The sequence below is a fragment of the Parabacteroides sp. KHUB-02 genome (assembly GCF_056640955.1).
Window position 1 is genome coordinate 2,136,184 of the sequence record NZ_JBWQEV010000001.1, and the last position, 17,493, is coordinate 2,153,676.

The window sequence follows — 17,493 nt, forward strand, 5'->3', positions numbered from 1 at the left end:
TACGGCTTCCTCCGGTCACACTTACAAAACTGGGAAATTTCTTCCCCAATCCCCGGGACCAGACTATTCAAGGTCCCTCACGCAACGCACGTATCCCTTCCTGTTATTCACAAGCCTGTCATTGTCACCCGCCCATTGGGTATCCACGGTCGTGACCCATCGGACATAACCGTCAAAATACATCTGGTAGCCGGCACTGAACGATCTTGCCCCGTCCATGTTTCGCTTGGAGAATCCCGTTCGGGAATGGTAAACCTTGGTATCTGTCGTTTTCAGGGAAAGAAGGTCATTACCGAATGTGTAAACCTCATTTTTCTCACGGTCATCCCAGTCAAACAGGCTCCCGCACATGATTTTCAACTCCACCTCGTTGGGCACGCGCCAGGTTCCCTGATCGCTCTTGTCCGCCTCCTGGTAATAATAGGCGCACGGGCTGTTTCCCTGTTCGATGTCCGCCATCAGCGTGCTCCAATCCTCGAAGTAATACTCGCTCTCCCTATTGGGATTATTCAAATCCTTGGGCTTATCTGTCTTATTGGCAATATACTTGGCCACCTCGAACCCGTTCTTGTAAATAGTATTGGACTGGGAGTGCTCGTCGTGTGCGGGTAACTCGTAAATGGCTCTCACCGATCTGACCACACTATATGGCAGGTTATCCGCCCTGAAGACCAGGTATTCCTCTCTCGTCCTGTTGTTGACTAAAGTCGTGTTCAACTCTTTGTCCAGTTCATCTATATGATAGCTTGTTCCCCCAGGCTCCAGTATCCCCAGATCCCTGATCAGCCTCACCTCCGAGTAGGGGGTACGGTCCCCGGGTGAGTTCCCTCCCTTGTAATAATCAAAGTTGTCCATGGGAGTCATGCTACGACTCTCCATAATGTTGATATAAGTGTTAGCGCTAAAACCAGAAATGTTCGTGCTTCCCATAAAGGCTTTTGATGTATAAAATGCAGTGGCGTTGTCCGAGGGGGCGTGCCCGTGCAGCCTGGAATGTAACGGCAACGCCCGTTCCCCCACGAGAAGCATGTTACTCTCGGCTACCGAGGGGATGTACCACTGCATTTCGGAAGCCTGCATCCTCCCGTCACGGTCATTGTCCCGGTTTCGTATAAACGGAGTATAGATGGCGTATTCCGTGTGATAGTTTCTCAGAGCGACTTGGTAATAATCCTTGTTGAGCGTCAACTTCCCGTTCTCCACTTTCGTCATAGCCTGCCACAACCGGTCATGATTGCTCCTGATCGGGTCGTTCATGACTTCCCCCGTGAACCCGCCGATCAATCCCGACTTTCCGATCAGTTTCCAGGTATTCGACCAGCCGTTGGAATAATATTTGTTATAATAATAGCGTGCCTCACTGACTGCAGGTGTCATAAAGTCCAGGTCCGGTGTCTCGTTCACGTTTTCCACCCCCCAGACACGCATGCCTTCGGGTCCCTCCGTAAACACCGTCTTGATGGACATCTGACGGATGGAAACGACAGCCTGGTGATAACGTGACTGCCCGTCGGGGGAGATTTCATGCGACGTGTTCACCAGCAGGTCGAAAGTCCGATCCGGGGCGTTGGCAAAGGTTTTCCACAAGTTCTTGTCCTCGGGGGCGCCATCCTGCATGGGGTTCCGCTCGTAGAAATACTCGTTGGCGTAAACCGTCACCTTGCAAAGCCCCGTGGAGGCATTAAATACATAATCGGGCTCTTTGACAAGTCGGTAAAGAAACTGTTCCAGCGAAAGCAGATGCACCCCCGTGTTGGAGTAATATTCCATGGTTTCGTTTCCATTGTCAGACAGGGTGCTCGGGTGGATGAAGAACGCGAGCCAACCAGTGTCTGCCTTCTTCTCCCCTGAAGGAACGTATCCGTTATCCTCCAGCTGTTCCAGCTCCGCCCTCGTGTAAGAGACTATCTTGTCACAGAACGGGGTGCGTATGGCAAAGGAGATCATCGCGTCGTCCTTCAAACTGCCATCCGGATTGAAGATGGCAAGCTCGTCCTTGTTGAAACGCATCAGGCCCTGTTCATAATGGCAGTCAAAACTGAAGGAGCGGTGAGCGTCATATACAAGGCCTTCCACCCCGGGAGCGGGCTCCTCTTCCCGGTCCTTGTCGGACATCGCCTCCACTACCAGGTCGTTCATCCCCTTGATCGTCACGTTATAGGTATAGTGCACGTTACGTTCTATATCATAATCGTTGACCGGATCATTCTCCGCCGTGTATCCCAAGTAAACGCGGTAGGTCACCCTCCCGAAACGCTCCGTTGAGACTTCACCGGTTGTCATATCCTGGCGTAACTCACCCGTGAACTCGATGTAGGGAGCCAGATCCGGAGCGTATTCTGTAGCTCCGTTCTGCACGTTCGGCTTCTCCGTAGCATCGGGAACGGGAGACTTCACTTGTTTCTGCCGCAGGTCATACCCCTTCCTCTCCGCATTGTAACCGGGAGAGGCGGGAGTTATCATTTTTTTTGCCAATTTCCGGTTCTCCGGAAGGTAAAACGTAGTAGTAGTAGTAGTAGCGTCGCCCTCGAACTGGAATAATTCGGACAACCAGTACGAATCCATCTCCATCCCGCCGGCATCCCAAGGAGCCCCGGCGTCACTGCCCTTAACATGCTCGGTGACAAAGGTCGAAGCCGGCACGTTACCGACTCTCCATGTCCCGGGCACGAACGTGAGCCCCTCCCCGGTTTTCAGGTTGACCGTGATTTTCGCCTCCGCACGTTTCAGGGAGACCTCGAGACGCCTGGTGTCGGGACTGATCTCCTCCGTCTTGGTAACTGACATCAGCAGGTTCCCGTTCGGTCGGAACAGGGTACGGGCGGTCATCTCCGCCTTGACCCTCTGAATGTCCGAAAGGGACGACACGCCAGCCAGGATCCCGGGCTCTACCTGAAACAGCCCGTCACCATCCGATTTATAGTTCGCCAGCAGGACCAGCGTCTTCTCTCCCGAGGTAATGGGGATGTTTTTCAGCAATCCCATGCTCGTGGGTGCATCCGTGTCCTTCTCGCCGGTTGCCGTTTCCAAGGCAGCAGCGGCCTGATAAAGCTCCGCACGGGGATACTCCCGGGAGAACTCCACGCCGCCGCGGGAATCGAAAACCCACAGGTAAAGGTCGTATATCTTTCTCTCCTCGCCTTCCGGCAGGCCCGAACGTGTCTTGGACCTGTTGGCTGCCGTACCTACGCTGATGTCTACCGTCGTGGGCACGCCTTCCGGGACACCGCTGCCCCGAAGCAGCTCCTCGTCCGTACAGCAGGTAAGAACGGGCAGTAACAAAAGAATGAAACAAGTTATTTTCAGCCTATATGCTTTCATATATAATAAAAATTTATAATGACAAAATCGTGAACATCACTGAAAAGGAGGGAACTCCACATCCTTCCGCTCCCAGGATTCGACCCGGTAGATAATCTCTCTGTCCGCGGCTTCCGGCAAGACCATGAATACCTTATAATCCCGGTTCGGGTAAATGGGGCCGGAATACACCCCGGGAGAACTTTCCTCGCCAATGTCAAGCAAAAAGGTCCTTGTCCTGGTCTGTGAGATGTCTCCTCCTGTATAATACTCCACTGTCAGCTGTATCTTCGGGTGAGGGTGTCCTTCCTGCCAGGAATTGGCTTCCGGAATATACGGGGCCAGGTACTGGGGAAGGAAGAACTGCTCGTATTTTTGGGCGTCCATTTTCGTATAGTCAATCTCTCCGCCGGCATTGAGGGGGGCCTCGTAGATGGTCAGTTGCGCTTCATTTTTTATTCCATAGGAATACGTGCCCGTATGCTCCGTGTTCTTTCCCGCTCCCGGGGTGGATCCTGCAAGCTGGCCGCCGTCCGAGTCATTCTCCCTGAAAGAGGGAGACATCAGTACCGGAAAGTTCAAAAAGGCAATCCTTTTATAATTATAAATGATCTGCTCAAAGGGGGCAATGCTTGCGATGTATATCCTGACACGGGAGAAATCACGGAACAGCGGGATTGTGATATCCTGCACCTGCTCCCCGGAAGCGGGCTGGACGGCCGTGGACAGCTTTCCCGAAAGCATGCCCATATGCAACCTGTTGGATATTCCGGGAGCGTCATCCCAAGAGATATTGGAAGTTGTTGTCCAATCTATAATCTTCTCATCCGACGGGGAAGGAGTCACACCATCATACGGGTTGTCCACCGGAATGCCGAGACTGCCATCATCCTGCTCCCTGATGATGGCAGGGAATGCGGCTTCGACAATATCCTCCCTGTCCACCTCCTCCATGCCTTCCCCGAGGAAGTCCCATGGAACCGCGTTCTGCAGGATTCCTCCGGGCGTATAATAGGGCAGGTCCTTTCCTGTCTGGTTGGGGGCATAGAAAGCATAGAATTCACTCTCGCCTTTGGGGATGCGTATCTTGGTTTGATATTCCCCCTCCGCGTTGCCCGAACTGAAAGGAAGCAGGCGACTGTACACATACCGGTTCTGCTCCTTGTTGAAAACCATAAGTGCTATTCTGGGCTGTGCGGGGGCTTGGGGAAACAGTGTGCCGGTTTTATACCAGTTGGCCGGATCGGAGGAATAAAGGTCCAGCATCTCACTTCCCCCGGCTGTTACGCCACGGGTTGACAGGTTCAGCCTGACGGTCACGTCATCCTCTCCGGAAAGCCGTTCCGGGATATCTTCTTCGTTCCGGCATCCTGTCAGGGCAAGGAAAAAGAGCGGCAACACCATCATCACAAAGTTCCTCAAGGCCCTTACCGTGCGAGTATATTTAGTATCTTTCAGCATAATATTCATCAATCGGTTATGGGAACCACGTCAACGGCTTCCCAGGGTTTTACACTTACTGTCAGAGAACGGGGATTCTGGCGGAAGAACAGTGGAAGCACCGCTTCCTGCCGCCCCGTTATCCGTATCTGGTCGGGATACAGAGCGATATATTCCGCGACATCTACCGTGCAGAGAACCTTATCTCCCTGCATAAGACGGATCGTCAGCGGGTCCCCGTCCTTGAAGCGCAGGGTATTGAAATCAAGCACGAAACGGTCGTTTTTTCCTCCCGTGTAAAACGGAAGGTCGAAGGATGTTTCTCCGGAACGCTGCCCGGAAAAGGAGAAACGGGCTGAGAGCGTTTCCATCGTCAGGCGGAAGCCCGTCCCCTTGTTCTGTTCGTACCAGGTCCCGGCGTTCTCATCGTCGTCGGGAAGGACTACCGCGTGGATTTTCACGTGCTGGGAATAAAGTCTTACCACGTCACGGGAGTCGTTCATGACCTTCGACGTGATGGTGGTTTCCCCAAGGTATAGCCTGTCAAACGTGCCGGCCGCCGGTCCGTCCTTTTCCGCCAGTTCGGGCCGGGAAACCGACGCTTCACCGTAAGCACCATCCCCGATAACCGTCTCGTTCAACGCGTTGCCCACGGCCACTACTTTATAATCACCTTCCGGGAGCCTGACCTCCAGCGGTGAAAGCAGCTGTTCTCCCTCCAGGTGGTGTTTCTCCACCAAGGCCCCGTTCCCGACGTCAAAGATGAAGACGTCAATGTCATCCACGTATTCCTGCAGATGTTCCCGGTTGTCATCGGCCAGGTAGGAGAAGACGATCGTGTTGCCAAGGCAGCCGCTCAGGTCGTCATACACCCGGTCACATGCGGTCACGAGGTATAAAGCGGCCAACAGGCCCAGCCAGGTCGGTATGTTTCTTATGTTCATACTTTACACTAATTATTATAAATCAATACTGTAATTTTCCCGAAAGAGAGGACACGTTTCCCTCCCGCGGGTAATAAAAAAGGGAGGGGACAAACTTTCCCCTCCCCGAGAGTGCGGGGCGGATTCCGGTACCGGCCTGTCAGGGCCGATACGGGAAAAGCGCTCCGGCAAGCGGCTATTACTCTCTATCTGTATCAGTCAAGGATGGGGAATACGTTCACAGCGGTCCAAGGCTGCACCTCGACACGGACGATGACGTTCACGTTCTCGTCCTCCAAATCCCCCTGTCCGCCCGGTTCGGGAGTCACACCTTCAGGAATGCTCGGGTCAACATCCACGAGGATACCCTGGCCCCCGTTCAGCGCAGCGAGATCCAGATTGATCAGGTAACCGCCCTTGCCGGCTTCCAGATCCGTCGTGCCTGCAGTTTCACCTTCTGCCTTCGCGTAACCGGATATAACGACAAAACGTCTGTCGGCGGATACGCCGTCGTCACCTGTCTTGAAAACGAAAGCAAGTTTTGGAGCGTTGTTTTCCTTACCGTAACCCGTAATGCCGTTCACGAAGAAGTTAAACGCTGCGGCCTTTGCCCCCTGTGCGAAATCGAAACCCGCTGCATTGAAATAGGAGGCCACTTCCGACAAGTCCGTGTTACCGTCGGGTTTGAACGTGCCGTCTTCGAATTTATAGCGGTCTCCGGCGTAGGTCTTGGCCCAGAACCAGTTTGCCTCTTCTTCCACTGTAAGTTGAGGAACAGAGAGCGTTCTGCTGAAACGGTTCATCAGGATACCTTGGTTTGCAGTGGTCACTTCGACAACCTGCAGCCATTGACTCAGGCTGGCCTGTTGGGCAATGTCGGACTTGCCGTCCCATGTCTGGCCGTTGAAGCCTGCGGCATCAGCCTTGAAAGCGGCCCACGCTTCGGCACTGCTCTTTCCCTTATTTTCATCCTTGGCCAGCCAAGTCGTGCACCATTGTTCAGCCTCGGTCTTTTTCCCGTCTTTCCAGATAACCTTGACAAACTTGGTACCGGTCACCTGGAAGCGGTTCATGCTGGCGGTCAAGGTGAGCTCGGCCTTCTTCACGGTACGTTTGTCTTCCTGAGGATTGACGCCATAAGGCTCGGCGCCAACAGTGGTAAGTGTTTCAGAACCGGCATAAATCACTTCATTAATTTGGGCTTTCAGCTGTTGTTTGCTGATTTCAGCAACAGTCTTTCCCTCACCGTCAACCAACGCTCCCTGAGGGTTAGCGATAACAAGTGCCTTTGTCACGCCATTGTCCACGTCAAGGAATTTATAACCTCCCGTCGTTGCCTCTACACCCACGGCAGTAGCCGAAGTCAGCTTGGTAAAATCATCAGTATCTTTTGTAAATTCCTTCGACAGGACAATGTCTTCCCCAGCCACCAAGTACACATGCAGTTTTTCAACCGATGCCGCATCCTGGTCGTTGGCGGTGTTCTGCAATTCGCCCATGGCGGCACGTGTGCCCGGACCGGGTAATGCCACTGACATCACCACATCAACCGGTTGGTTGCCACTCTCCGGCGCTACCGGATTCTCTTCGTTGTTACATGCAGCGAACAACGCCAACGAGGCCACTGCAAAATACTTCATTACTTTCATAATTCGAATTGTTTTTAAATTAAGATTACTAATACTATATATAACTATGTCTGAGTTACATCTCTATCTGCTGATTGTTTCCACCGTCCCCGGGCTCCCCTGAGAGTTTTTGTTTGCCCTGGGCCATACCGGCTTTCTTGATCAATTCTTCCGCCTTCCTCCAGTCACCTTTCATGTTATAGGCAACGGCCATGGGAAAGAAAGCACGGCTGTCATTCGTTACCGGTTCCAACACCCGCAACGCGCCGTCCGCATCCTGCCCGTATTTCAACAGGGCGTTGGCGTAATTCAGGATTGCCACGGCGTCATCCGGGAACTGCCCGTAGGCCCTCTCGTACACCGGAAGGGGAGACATCCCCCGGGAAGCGTACAGTCCGGCCAGCTGGTACATCTCGTGCTGACTGAGACACTCGGGTTTCGTTTCAAAAATTTCGGGAAGTTCCTCCACCGTGTAAGGTCTCACGTCAAAACTGAGACTGAAAGTCGTGCGCCGCAGTCCCGGGTAGAACTCTTCGAGGAGGAGGCGATAGCTCCTGCCGTCATCCAAGGCACGGATGGCCTCCTCGCGTTCCGTGTCACGCTCGTTATGTCCGATGATAAAAAGAATTTCGTCCCTGTTGACGAGGGTGGAGCCGCTGACCATCGATTTAAGACCCTCCCAGTCCTCCCCGATACCCTCGGTACGATAAACCGGTGCATTTTTCAAGGCGGGGTATTGACGCGAAATATAATCTGAAAGGGTTTGGGTGCGTCGTTGCGCGAGGGACCTGTTGTAATCGAAGCTCCCCTCGGGAGAGGCATAGCCTTTTATATGTACCTCCTTGAGTGACGTTCCTTGAATATTCAGGTTCTCCGAGAGAAACTTCTTCAGCCTGTCAAGCTCCTGAGCATTGCCTGCAAAATCTTCCTGCAGGTCGTGGCGTGCAACAGGAAAGACCACCTTACAGTCGAAGGAATCCTTGTAGCATTTGATCATGACCTTTTCCGGTTCGATGAAACTGTAAGCATAATCCTTTTCCCCGAAGAGGGGGATACCGGCCTGAAAGGCAATATCCTCGCTCTCGTTCGTGCCGCACTCGGCACAGCCGTACGACACCTCCCTGACAACGAGACGCCCGTCAGCCATCCACCGTTCAAAAGGGACGCTCCTTTTCACAGTCAGGCCCGAACTTTCCAGCACCTTGGCGGAACGGACCTCGCCGGATCCGGGGTTACCGGGTTTCAGGTTGCCCAACGCCTTTCGACGCTTGATCACCTTATATCTTCTCTTGCCGGCCACGCAGACCGGTTCGAGGCGGACGCTGTCACGCCCGTCAGCCGAGACATAGACGGGGAACAGGTAAGCGACTTCCTGGCTTCCAAGCCCTGCCAGAGGGAAGACACTGAAAGTAATATCCAACGCATCTCTACCCGGTTCACGCTCCACACGGCTGTTTGAATAATCCCAACGCGAGGTACCTGACGTTGATAAAATGTCCTGGGCGGAAGAAAACAAGGGAAACATTCCCAGGCAGCCCATGATAAGGATTTGCTTCTTGTTAATATGGTAAGGTTTCATTGATATACATTTTTAGCATGATAGAATAAAAAATTGTGTCCCCGGATTCAGGGAGTTATTTCAACATGTAAATAATTGAAATGGCGGCCCTGGTGGGACCTATGTAGTCCGCATCCCCCTTGCCCAGCTTCTGCCCGCAGGTGGTACACTTGTACTTGTCATAACGGGCGTGCACGTAACCGATACCCAAGGAGGCCTCGATATTGAAACGGTTGGAAAGCACCCACTGGTAACCGGCGCTCAACCCGCCTCCCCAGAAATAACCCTCGTAACGGTGGTCCTTCATGTTTCCGTCCCCTTTCTGAAGCACGAAGGGGACATCGACACCTCCGATATTCATCTGGCCGCCATGGGCATGCAACCCGAAGAACCAGCCGTTGAAAACGTCACAGGTCCAATAACGGAGCTCCGGCTGGACAAGCCAGTGACTGAACTTCTTTGCCTTGTACCGGGAAGACGTGGCGTCCCGCGTGTAGAAAAAGAAATTCATACCCACCTGTGTGTCAAGGGTCCATTTACGCCCCATGGAGAACTCCAAGGAGAGGTTGGGAGTTTTCAAGGCATCGTAGGCCAGATTGTTCTTCAAGGCAACCTTTTGAGAGAAGGCACCAGCCGAACAAAGCAAAAACACCAGAAGAAAAAACGGTTTCATCATACTGTTATTCATTGTTTCGTTACTTTATTTTATAAGAGGACAAGCCAAAGTTATCCTTATGTAATAATCATTAATAAAAATGCAGCTTCCCGGAAAAAACTCCAGAATCTTTCTTGCACGTATAGAGTGGACGACCGGAAACTCCTGCCCGCACCAGAAGGACCTGCAGGGACGCAACCCGCCCACGAGACTTAAAAGTCTTTCAGCCGATCCGGCGAAAGCCGAATAGAGGACACCGTCCCGAGTATGCAGGTAAATCGAATCCCTGTTGGACCATTCCATGTTGAATATCTCATGACTCATTCGCATAATGTAAACCTTTATTCGATGACTTTCTTATTTTCCACTCTCTCCCGTAGAGAGTGGAAAATTTTTCAAAATCCGCTCTGGAAAGCGGTTATAGATGCCAAAAAGAAATAAAAGATGAAACATGGACAGATTTTATCATATAACTAACTGAAAATAAGATTACTAATATTTTCATTAGGCAACAAAAACAGAAACAATGGAACTTTTTTATTTGAACGAGCACACGTCTTGTTATAATTACTCAAAATCTATGCAGGAGGGATTCCGGTATTATAAATTTGACGAAGGATTGAACCACGAGGAGGAATTGGTAAAAGATTGTATCCTGTTCGTACTCAAGGGAAGTCTGCAATTCTCCTGCAACGGTTTTCAGTTCACTGTTTCATCAGGAGAGATGGTCTTTTTTTGCCGTGACAGCCTGTTTAACACCCAATCACTGGAAAAATGTGAAGTCGTGGCTGCCCTGTTCGAGGGGGGAGTATGGCCCTGTCAAAGGGCCTCCTTTTCAGAGTTATACCACCTGAGGGAAATTGTCGAATATCGTATGGAACCTCTTGAAATCAGGGATCGGTTATGCAAATTTCTTGAACTACTGGTGTGTTATCTGGAAGATGGAGCGAACTGTATCCATTTTCACGAAATAAAACTCAAGGAACTTTTCTGGAACATTCGCTTTTACTATTCCAGACAGGAACTTGCGAATTTTTTCTATATGATTATAGGCCGTTCGCAAGACTTCAAAAATAAGGTCTTGAACAATTACAAAAGTTGCAGGACCGTAAAAGAACTCGCATCGGCCTGTGATATCTCCCTTTCCGCCTTCAAAAGACAGTTTTCCGCGGAGTTTGGAGAGGCTCCAGCCGAATGGATGCAGAAACAGTTGTTGGGAGAAATCAAATACAAACTTTCAGTTACAGACCTGCCGTTGGGAACCATTGCCAATGAACTGGAGTTTTCCTCTCTTGCACACTTCTCCAGATTTTGCAAAAGATGTCTGGGATGTTCTCCCAGAGAGTTAAGACAGCAGATAAAAGGCGGTTAAACAATCTCTGAATGGGGGAGATAAGAAATTGATAAATAATAGAGCCAAAACGGAAACAGCCAACAAAATTATTGTCTTTAAATTTGCAGCGTAATCCAAATAAAAAAAAGGATTACGCTATTTTTTAACACATGCTGTAAGTTTTTTTGATTTTCCACTCTCTACGGGAGAGAGTGAAGAAACAGAACAAATATACGTATATTGTGATAATATACTATAATTAAAGTAAAAAAAATATCTTAGATAATAGAATTTAACTAATGTAGAAAAATATTATTACTCCATTAAATCATTTGTTTACCCAACAGACGCCGGTCCAAAACGTAGATACCATAACATGTAAATCCCTCTCGTAGCCATCTTTCAATTGAAGACGGTATAAGATAAATTAGCTAAATAAAGGTGTTCCTTTTTTCCTGTATAATCCCGCCACGTGCACCAAGGCGGGATTTACAGAAACATCCGGGAATGGTTAAATTATCGGTGGTAAAAGCCTCTTTGGGAATGGTTAACCGCCGTCCATCGTCCAGACGGGAACTGAAGAATTTGAGCTGATATCTTTCGCGGTCGGGCCCGGTCAATCATCCACCGCTAAAATGAAGTCAGCCACTTGATTATTAACCGCATCCAGTGCGGAATGATCCAGTTCTTTCAGATAGATTCGGGTCGTTTTTTCCGACGTATGCCCCAGACACTCACCAATAACATGAACCGAGGCACCGTTCACCTTGGCTATCGTGGCCCATGAATGACGGGCCGCGTGAAGTCTCAGCGGGAATTCCAAACCAATGACCCGGGAAATCTTTCCCAGGGAGTAACGAATCCTATGGTAGGCGTTTCTATAACCAGCGTACGGATCCCGTTCTGCCGGAAACAACGGGAAGATATATTCTCCCGGTACATTCTTGTATCTTTCCAGGATACGACTGATCTCCTTGTTTATACCTACCCGCATCAATTGATCGGTCTTGTGACGCCTGTAACAGATTTCACCCGGGAAAACATGCCTCTTTTTTAGCAATGCAATATCGACGAATGACATTCCACGCGTGTAAAAGCTGAACATGAAAATGTCCCGGGCAAGAGATAACGGGCTGTCCTTTTCCAGTTCAATTGCGGATAGTGTTTTAATCACAACCGGATCAAGGGAGCGTTTGAGAGTTTTTTCCGTTTTAATGCTTATATCGCGAAATGGGCAAGGAAGTTCCAGGCCCATCTCCCGACATCCCTTCCTGAAAAGAGCCTTGATATTATGCAGATAAAAACCAATGGTGTTATCGCATATACCCGAAGCGAGTAGTTTCCCCTGGTAGTCGGAAATGATCCGGGAAGAGAGTTTTATGAAAGGAAAATCCTTTTTCCCAGGTACCTCTGCATGGAACGCAGGCTGGAGGCGTATGCCCGGGCTGTTCCCTCATGACCGCTTTCACGAAGTTCCCGGATTTTCCGTGAAAAATAGAAATAAAAACCGGCTTCGCGGGTTAACACGCCGTAAGTCCTGAACACGTCCTCTATTTCGTATTCCCGGGATTTCTTCTCTATCATTGAAATACACTTTAACAGTACCCTTGAGATACTTTCGCACCTGTGGTTAATCCTCCGAATCGACTCCAGGGTGTTTTCCCCGCCGTCGATAACCCTCCCTTTTACGGGATCAAACAGGGTATCCGAGATACTGAATCCTGTATAAACAACCTTTTTCCTTCGCTTGTGAAGAACCTGCACGACTAACGGGAATTTGCCGGACCGGTTGCTCCTTCCTTTTACCAATACTGTTTTAACTGTTGCCATAAGTTTTTTATTAGTTAGACATTTGACGCTTCCTTGTTTCCTGGAAAGGAAGCATAAACTTATATGCATCAAATCGGAAAAAGACCAAAAAAGTTCAGTAACCAAGCGGGAAAATTGCACGAAAGACGGGAAGTCGGTTCCAGACCCGTCGGTAAGGGAACGGTACGTCTTGTATGTATAGGATTTTTTTCAACTTGCCAAACATGAAAAATGGAACAGGGTGAGATGGTAAAGCATGTCCCAATACATCCCCAAGTAAACCACGGGGATTAAACATGGCAGATGGGATTTTTTCGCTGCACAAGAGAAAAAAGGCGGCCCCACCTGCCGCCTGTAGATTGATAAAGAGAGAATTCCATCCTACGCGAGATGATCAAAGCCATATGGATCCAGCTTCCACATCCCCCGTCTGGTAGGTATAGGAGATGAACTCCTCAAGCGCCTCCTTCCATGTAAGATTGAAGGTTTTCATGATGGAGTGTAGCGTGCGGTTGCTGTCTTCATCCAGGCTATCCTCCCCGATCAGGTTCACATCTGCCTCCGGGTCCACATCAACAAACTCCTCGCGGCTCCAAAACACCACTACCGGGATGCTCAGGTTAATATCCCATGTTCCACGCTGGATCAATACCCCGGAGGGCTTGTAGAACGGGTCAAAGCCGTTTGTCTGCGGGTTCCTTTTAGAATTGTAGCCGTGATACAGGCGGAGTTTCAGATCAAACTCCTTGCGGTCCTTCAGGAACCGGATAACTCCTTTTAATCCTACCGGGTTAGTGCCTCCCGTAATTTCCGCCTCGTTGTCATGTTTGGTCTTGTCCCAGGGCGTGGTATCCACGTAGAGATAATCCACCAGTGCATCCGGATCATTGTCGTCAGCTTCTGGTTTCCCGTCAAAGGTAGGTCTCACGTTCTCCGGGGTGAAGAAATGCTGGTGGATATTCTCCTGCCCGTTCTCCACAAACTGGCCGTTCATCAACTCTCCTTTGGAATTGTAGTAATAGATAAACATCAGGTAAACCGGGGCCGGGGTAAAGTTGTTTCCATTTTTATATTCGCCGTTTTTCTGAACGTAAAACTTGCCCTGGCTTCCTTCAGCAAGGGTCCATCCACTGCCGGTCTTCAGTTCATAAGTGATCTCCTGGACACGTTTCATATACCTGGCCGGGGATTCCGGATTTTGGTGGGGACCTCCGGCCTTCTGTATCTCGTTCCAGTCAGCGTGCAGGTGGCATTCAACGAGGCGGACGGTCATTTTTGCCGGGTCCTCATGCAGTTTGTTCTTCGTCTCGTCTTCTGGTATTACAGGATCCTTGCTGCAAGAGTTCAGCGACAGGACAAGGGACACTCCTATCAGAAGTGCCCACACGGTTTTACATGCAATTGTTCTCATTTTTCTTTTTATTTATTAGTGTTGATTATAGTTCTTATAAATTAAAAAATCCAGTTTACACCGCAACGCACATCACGTCCTATATCATGCGCATAGTAACGCGAGCGGTTGGTGTATTCCTTGTACTCACGGTTCAGGAGGTTGTCTGCCGACAGCATGAACCGGACCTGGTGTCCCCGTTTCACGGGAAGTTCAAGACCAGCGTCGAACCCGAGGAGATGGTACGCCGGGGGAGTATACGGGATAAGATCCGTGTCCGGATCAAACCGCCTCTGTTTTGCGGTGAAACGGTGCCTGATGTTCAGACGCAGCCTGAGATGCGATTTCGTCTCGTGGATCCACGCAAGTTCATGGCTGAAACGGAAGGAGGGAATATAAGGAAGATAATTACCCTTTGTCCGTTCGTTTGCCCGTATAAAGGAGACGACGGCATGGTAGTCCCATGAACCGCCCGGAGTGAAACGCAGGTCAAAGTCCATACCGCGGAAGAAAGCCGGGGTCTGCCTGTACTGGAAGACCGGGTATGCCCCCGAAATCACGGTGACTGTCTCTTTCTCCGGCCCGTCATAGATATAGCCGTCCACCCATTGCAGGTAACCGTCCAGACAGACGCTGAACATCCCGTCGCCGTAACGGAGGGAAGATATCCATTTGTAGCTTCTTTCCGAGTGCATCGCAGAGTCTCCCCTGACAAACATCCCAGACCCGAGCTCGTTCCCGTTGCTGTACAGTTCATACACGTGAGGGGCACGCCAAGCCAGACCGAAGTTGGAGGTGAGCCTCCAGCGTCTGGAAAGTTGATAGTGTCCTCCCAGGCTGTAGGACACGTTGTTAAACTTTCTTATCCCGCCATAGGGGCTTCCCGTCCAGTCATAACCACTGGCACGGGTTTCCTGCATATCCAGGCGGAGGCCTGCTTCAACGCCTCCCCTGGCCAGGTGATATTTCCCGATTCCGTATATCCCTGCCTGTGTCTCCGTGTAGTTCGGGATAACGGGCACGAATCCGGTACCCGCGCGGCTGTGGTTCTCGATGAACATGACCTGACCTCCCGCCTCGACCTGCCAGGAGCGGTAATCCCGCTTCCAGCGCAGAAGATGCTGGAATGAATTCAGGTGCAGGGAAACCGCCGGAATGTTAGAATCCAGCCGCCGGACACGGTTTTCCTGCCTATCGTCCTTCTGCCAGGTACTTTGCCAGTGAAGACTTCCCCCCTTCTTCATGCCGAGCCGCATCCTGCCGAATGCGATCTGATGGGTGACCTCCTGGCAGGGAGCCCTGATACCACGGGAGAAGGGATCCGTGTGCAGGGGGCGACCAAGCCGGATACGTTCCGCCAGCAGGTCCTCGCTACCCATCTGGGCGCTGAGCATCACCCCTGTCCGGCTGTAGAAGCGGCTGTAGAAACCTTCCACTCTCAGACGTCCGCGGTCATAGCCCAGAGAGGCAGAAGCGTGATACTCTCTGGTTCCCGTGTTGTTCAGAAGATAGTGCGCAGTGGAACGGTCCCCGGAATTTGACCAGGTTCCCTGCAGACGCCAAGCGAAATCACCGGGAAAAGCACCTTCGAGCTGTCCGGTAGCCACGTAGCGACGCCCGTTACTTCCGTAAAGTGCGGAGATTCCCCCTTGAAGGGAGCGTTTTCTGAAAGGAAGCGGAGACTGCTCCATGACGATAATCCCTCCAAGGGCATCCGAACCGTATCTTACCGCATCGGAGCCCTTGATTACCGAAACAGAGGAGCTGCCGTTCATGTCCACTTCGGGAGCGTGGTCGGCCCCCCATTGCTGCCCAGTCTGGCGGGCACCGTTATGGATGATCAGTATCCGGTTCCCGTACATTCCTTGGATAACGGGTTTGGATACAGTGGTTCCCGTGCTGATGGAACTTACCCCGCTGACACGTTCGAGCAGGGTGGCAAGCGAGGTTCCCAGCGCGTTCCTGATCTCGGGAGATGAAAGGCGCCGGCTCACCACGTTGGGTGACGCCCCGGCACGTTCACCGGTCACGACCACTTCCCCGAGTTTTTGTATGTCCGGGGAGAGACATACGGTATGTATGCTGCTTTCTTTGAATACCTCGTTCAAAGGCACACGCCGGGAACCGTAACCCAGGCACTGCACGAGGACCGTATCCATGAAACACGTTCCATGACCGAAAACAATCATTCCACGGGGGGAGCTGACAAGTAACCGTTCCCCGGTCAGGATATAGGCCCCTTCAATGGGAAGCCCGCTTTCCTGGTCAATGACCAGCAGAGTATCGCGTGTACCCGTCGATTGCCGGTCAGCCTGTACCCGTGCTTCCATGGGAGAAGGGAGGGTACATAGGCAGACAACAAGCAGGCACACATACTGGAGATATGCATGAAATGTCATACTTGAAAAAATATAAACGGGTTATAATCTGTTAAGACAGGACATGAAAAGCCCCTGCACGCAATCACAGTGATGGCATGCGAATCCCTCAAGGGAGTTATGACAAACACACAGGGGGTGCACGGAGGAAATGCGGGAAAAGAATGACGATGACATCTGTTTCCCCGGAGATAAGATACCTTACAGGCCTGCCAGTCGGAATATAATCGTATATAAAAATCCCTGCCTCGACAAACGGGGAGAGCGTAAAGAGACAGATGGTACAATTTTCAGGAGAATCGTGACGGGAGTGTCCCTGTTCGTTATAGGATACGCACGAATGTTCCCCGTGAACATGAAAAGCTTTCACGAGGAAAAAGGGCATCAATGTCAGCAACAACATACATGCTATGACAGCCCGCTGTCTCTGTCTTTTTTTCGTACGATCCATTAGTTTGCAAAATTAACGGTTTTAATCATCACTCGCAATACCTACAAATAATGATTTGCAAGCATAAACACCATGTATATTTGTTACGGATACCAGACAGACCGTTTTATTCCTCCAACCAGTCGTCTGAGAGCCCGAAACTCCTGTCACGAAACAATTCAGCCAGACCTGAGATTTGTTTGAAACGGAGTAACTCGTTCTTGTCCATGCCTATGTTGCGCATGATCCAGCTGTCGGACATACCCGATTTTGACAGTTCCGCCACAATACCTGTCATAAGTTCCAGCGAGTGCATTCCCCTGGCCCTGTTATGACGGATAGTCGAGGCCATCCTGTTCGAGATGTCTTTGTTTATGACCGTTACAGGCAGCAATCCGTTCTCGCGCTTGTAAATCCTGCCGGATGTTTTCATAACCAGATAGCGGTGGTAACCGTCAACCAGCTCGTAGATATCCTCTTCTTCCCGGTAATAACACACGAGGGGCATCGTGTAACCGTCTTCCCAGATGGACAGTTCCAACAGTTTCATCTCCGGGGGAGCAACGACATTCGGGTTATAGCTGTTGGCCACGATTTTCTCGACTGGCACGGCCTTGACGTTATACGCCGGACTTTTAAAACTTGACAT

11 protein-coding genes and 1 pseudogene are annotated in these 17,493 nt (G+C 50.8%); 1 reads left to right on the forward strand and 11 read right to left on the reverse strand.

Going from position 1 to position 17,493, the window contains the following annotated elements; translation table 11 throughout:
• Positions 1-63: 63 nt before the first annotated feature.
• The 6 genes from ACYIA1_RS09350 to ACYIA1_RS09375 all read right to left on the reverse strand — a co-directional run bounded on the left by ACYIA1_RS09350 (position 64) and on the right by ACYIA1_RS09375 (position 9,537).
• Positions 64-3,321 carry a fimbrial protein gene (locus tag ACYIA1_RS09350; RefSeq protein ID WP_103877861.1) on the reverse strand — a complete coding sequence of 1,086 codons (3,258 nt, stop codon included), beginning with the start codon at positions 3,319-3,321 and terminating at the stop codon, positions 64-66.
• A 36-nt stretch (positions 3,322-3,357) separates the two neighbouring features.
• A complete protein-coding gene (locus ACYIA1_RS09355) occupies positions 3,358-4,770 on the reverse strand; it encodes a DUF5042 domain-containing protein (protein WP_065849807.1) in 1,413 nt (470 codons plus the stop codon).
• The gene (locus tag ACYIA1_RS09360) at positions 4,770-5,684 is read right to left on the reverse strand and encodes a FimB/Mfa2 family fimbrial subunit (RefSeq protein WP_008760204.1); all 915 of its coding nucleotides are present in this window, start codon (positions 5,682-5,684) and stop codon (positions 4,770-4,772) included. The genes ACYIA1_RS09355 and ACYIA1_RS09360 overlap by 1 nt, the downstream gene beginning before the upstream one ends.
• A 194-nt stretch (positions 5,685-5,878) precedes the next feature.
• Entirely contained in the window at positions 5,879-7,312 is a 1,434-nt protein-coding gene (locus ACYIA1_RS09365) for a hypothetical protein (protein ID WP_117720841.1), read from the reverse strand.
• A 55-nt stretch (positions 7,313-7,367) separates the two neighbouring features.
• The gene (locus ACYIA1_RS09370) at positions 7,368-8,870 is read right to left on the reverse strand and encodes a hypothetical protein (protein ID WP_065849806.1); all 1,503 of its coding nucleotides are present in this window, start codon (positions 8,868-8,870) and stop codon (positions 7,368-7,370) included.
• A gap of 55 nt (positions 8,871-8,925) precedes the next feature.
• The gene (locus tag ACYIA1_RS09375) at positions 8,926-9,537 is read right to left on the reverse strand and encodes a DUF3575 domain-containing protein (RefSeq protein ID WP_005823195.1); all 612 of its coding nucleotides are present in this window, start codon (positions 9,535-9,537) and stop codon (positions 8,926-8,928) included.
• A gap of 493 nt (positions 9,538-10,030) precedes the next feature.
• On the opposite strand from ACYIA1_RS09375, the gene ACYIA1_RS09380 reads away from it, so the two are divergent.
• A complete protein-coding gene (locus tag ACYIA1_RS09380; protein WP_005805222.1) occupies positions 10,031-10,876 on the forward strand; it encodes an AraC family transcriptional regulator in 846 nt (281 codons plus the stop codon).
• Between the two features lie 577 nt (positions 10,877-11,453).
• On the opposite strand, the pseudogene ACYIA1_RS09385 reads toward ACYIA1_RS09380, so the two are convergent.
• From ACYIA1_RS09385 to ACYIA1_RS09405, 5 genes and pseudogenes are all read right to left on the reverse strand, one after another.
• A pseudogene (locus ACYIA1_RS09385) lies at positions 11,454-12,667 on the reverse strand (tyrosine-type recombinase/integrase).
• A 373-nt stretch (positions 12,668-13,040) separates the two neighbouring features.
• A complete protein-coding gene (locus ACYIA1_RS09390; RefSeq protein WP_074908901.1) occupies positions 13,041-14,057 on the reverse strand; it encodes a hypothetical protein in 1,017 nt (338 codons plus the stop codon).
• 41 nt (positions 14,058-14,098) lie between these two features.
• Positions 14,099-16,435, reverse strand: a complete 2,337-nt coding sequence (locus ACYIA1_RS09395) for a TonB-dependent receptor (RefSeq protein WP_074908904.1) — start codon at positions 16,433-16,435, stop codon at positions 14,099-14,101.
• Positions 16,436-16,532: 97 nt separating this feature from the next.
• On the reverse strand, positions 16,533-16,865 hold the full coding sequence (locus ACYIA1_RS09400) for a hypothetical protein (RefSeq protein ID WP_074908906.1): 333 nt from the start codon (positions 16,863-16,865) through the stop codon (positions 16,533-16,535).
• Between the two features lie 106 nt (positions 16,866-16,971).
• Positions 16,972-17,493 carry an IbrB-like domain-containing protein gene (locus tag ACYIA1_RS09405; RefSeq protein ID WP_074908909.1) on the reverse strand — a complete coding sequence of 174 codons (522 nt, stop codon included), beginning with the start codon at positions 17,491-17,493 and terminating at the stop codon, positions 16,972-16,974.

Coding starts and splice junctions, on each gene's coding strand:
- ACYIA1_RS09355 (WP_065849807.1), bottom strand. CDS start 4,770: ATGAATATTATGCTGAAAGATACTAAATATACTCGCACGGTAAGGGCC.
- ACYIA1_RS09390 (WP_074908901.1), bottom strand. CDS start 14,057: ATGAGAACAATTGCATGTAAAACCGTGTGGGCACTTCTGATAGGAGTG.
- ACYIA1_RS09370 (WP_065849806.1), bottom strand. CDS start 8,870: ATGAAACCTTACCATATTAACAAGAAGCAAATCCTTATCATGGGCTGC.
- ACYIA1_RS09380 (WP_005805222.1), top strand. CDS start 10,031: ATGGAACTTTTTTATTTGAACGAGCACACGTCTTGTTATAATTACTCA.
- ACYIA1_RS09365 (WP_117720841.1), bottom strand. CDS start 7,312: ATGAAAGTAATGAAGTATTTTGCAGTGGCCTCGTTGGCGTTGTTCGCT.
- ACYIA1_RS09405 (WP_074908909.1), bottom strand. CDS start 17,493: ATGTCAAGTTTTAAAAGTCCGGCGTATAACGTCAAGGCCGTGCCAGTC.
- ACYIA1_RS09395 (WP_074908904.1), bottom strand. CDS start 16,435: ATGACATTTCATGCATATCTCCAGTATGTGTGCCTGCTTGTTGTCTGC.
- ACYIA1_RS09375 (WP_005823195.1), bottom strand. CDS start 9,537: ATGAATAACAGTATGATGAAACCGTTTTTTCTTCTGGTGTTTTTGCTT.
- ACYIA1_RS09400 (WP_074908906.1), bottom strand. CDS start 16,865: ATGGATCGTACGAAAAAAAGACAGAGACAGCGGGCTGTCATAGCATGT.
- ACYIA1_RS09350 (WP_103877861.1), bottom strand. CDS start 3,321: ATGAAAGCATATAGGCTGAAAATAACTTGTTTCATTCTTTTGTTACTG.
- ACYIA1_RS09360 (WP_008760204.1), bottom strand. CDS start 5,684: ATGAACATAAGAAACATACCGACCTGGCTGGGCCTGTTGGCCGCTTTA.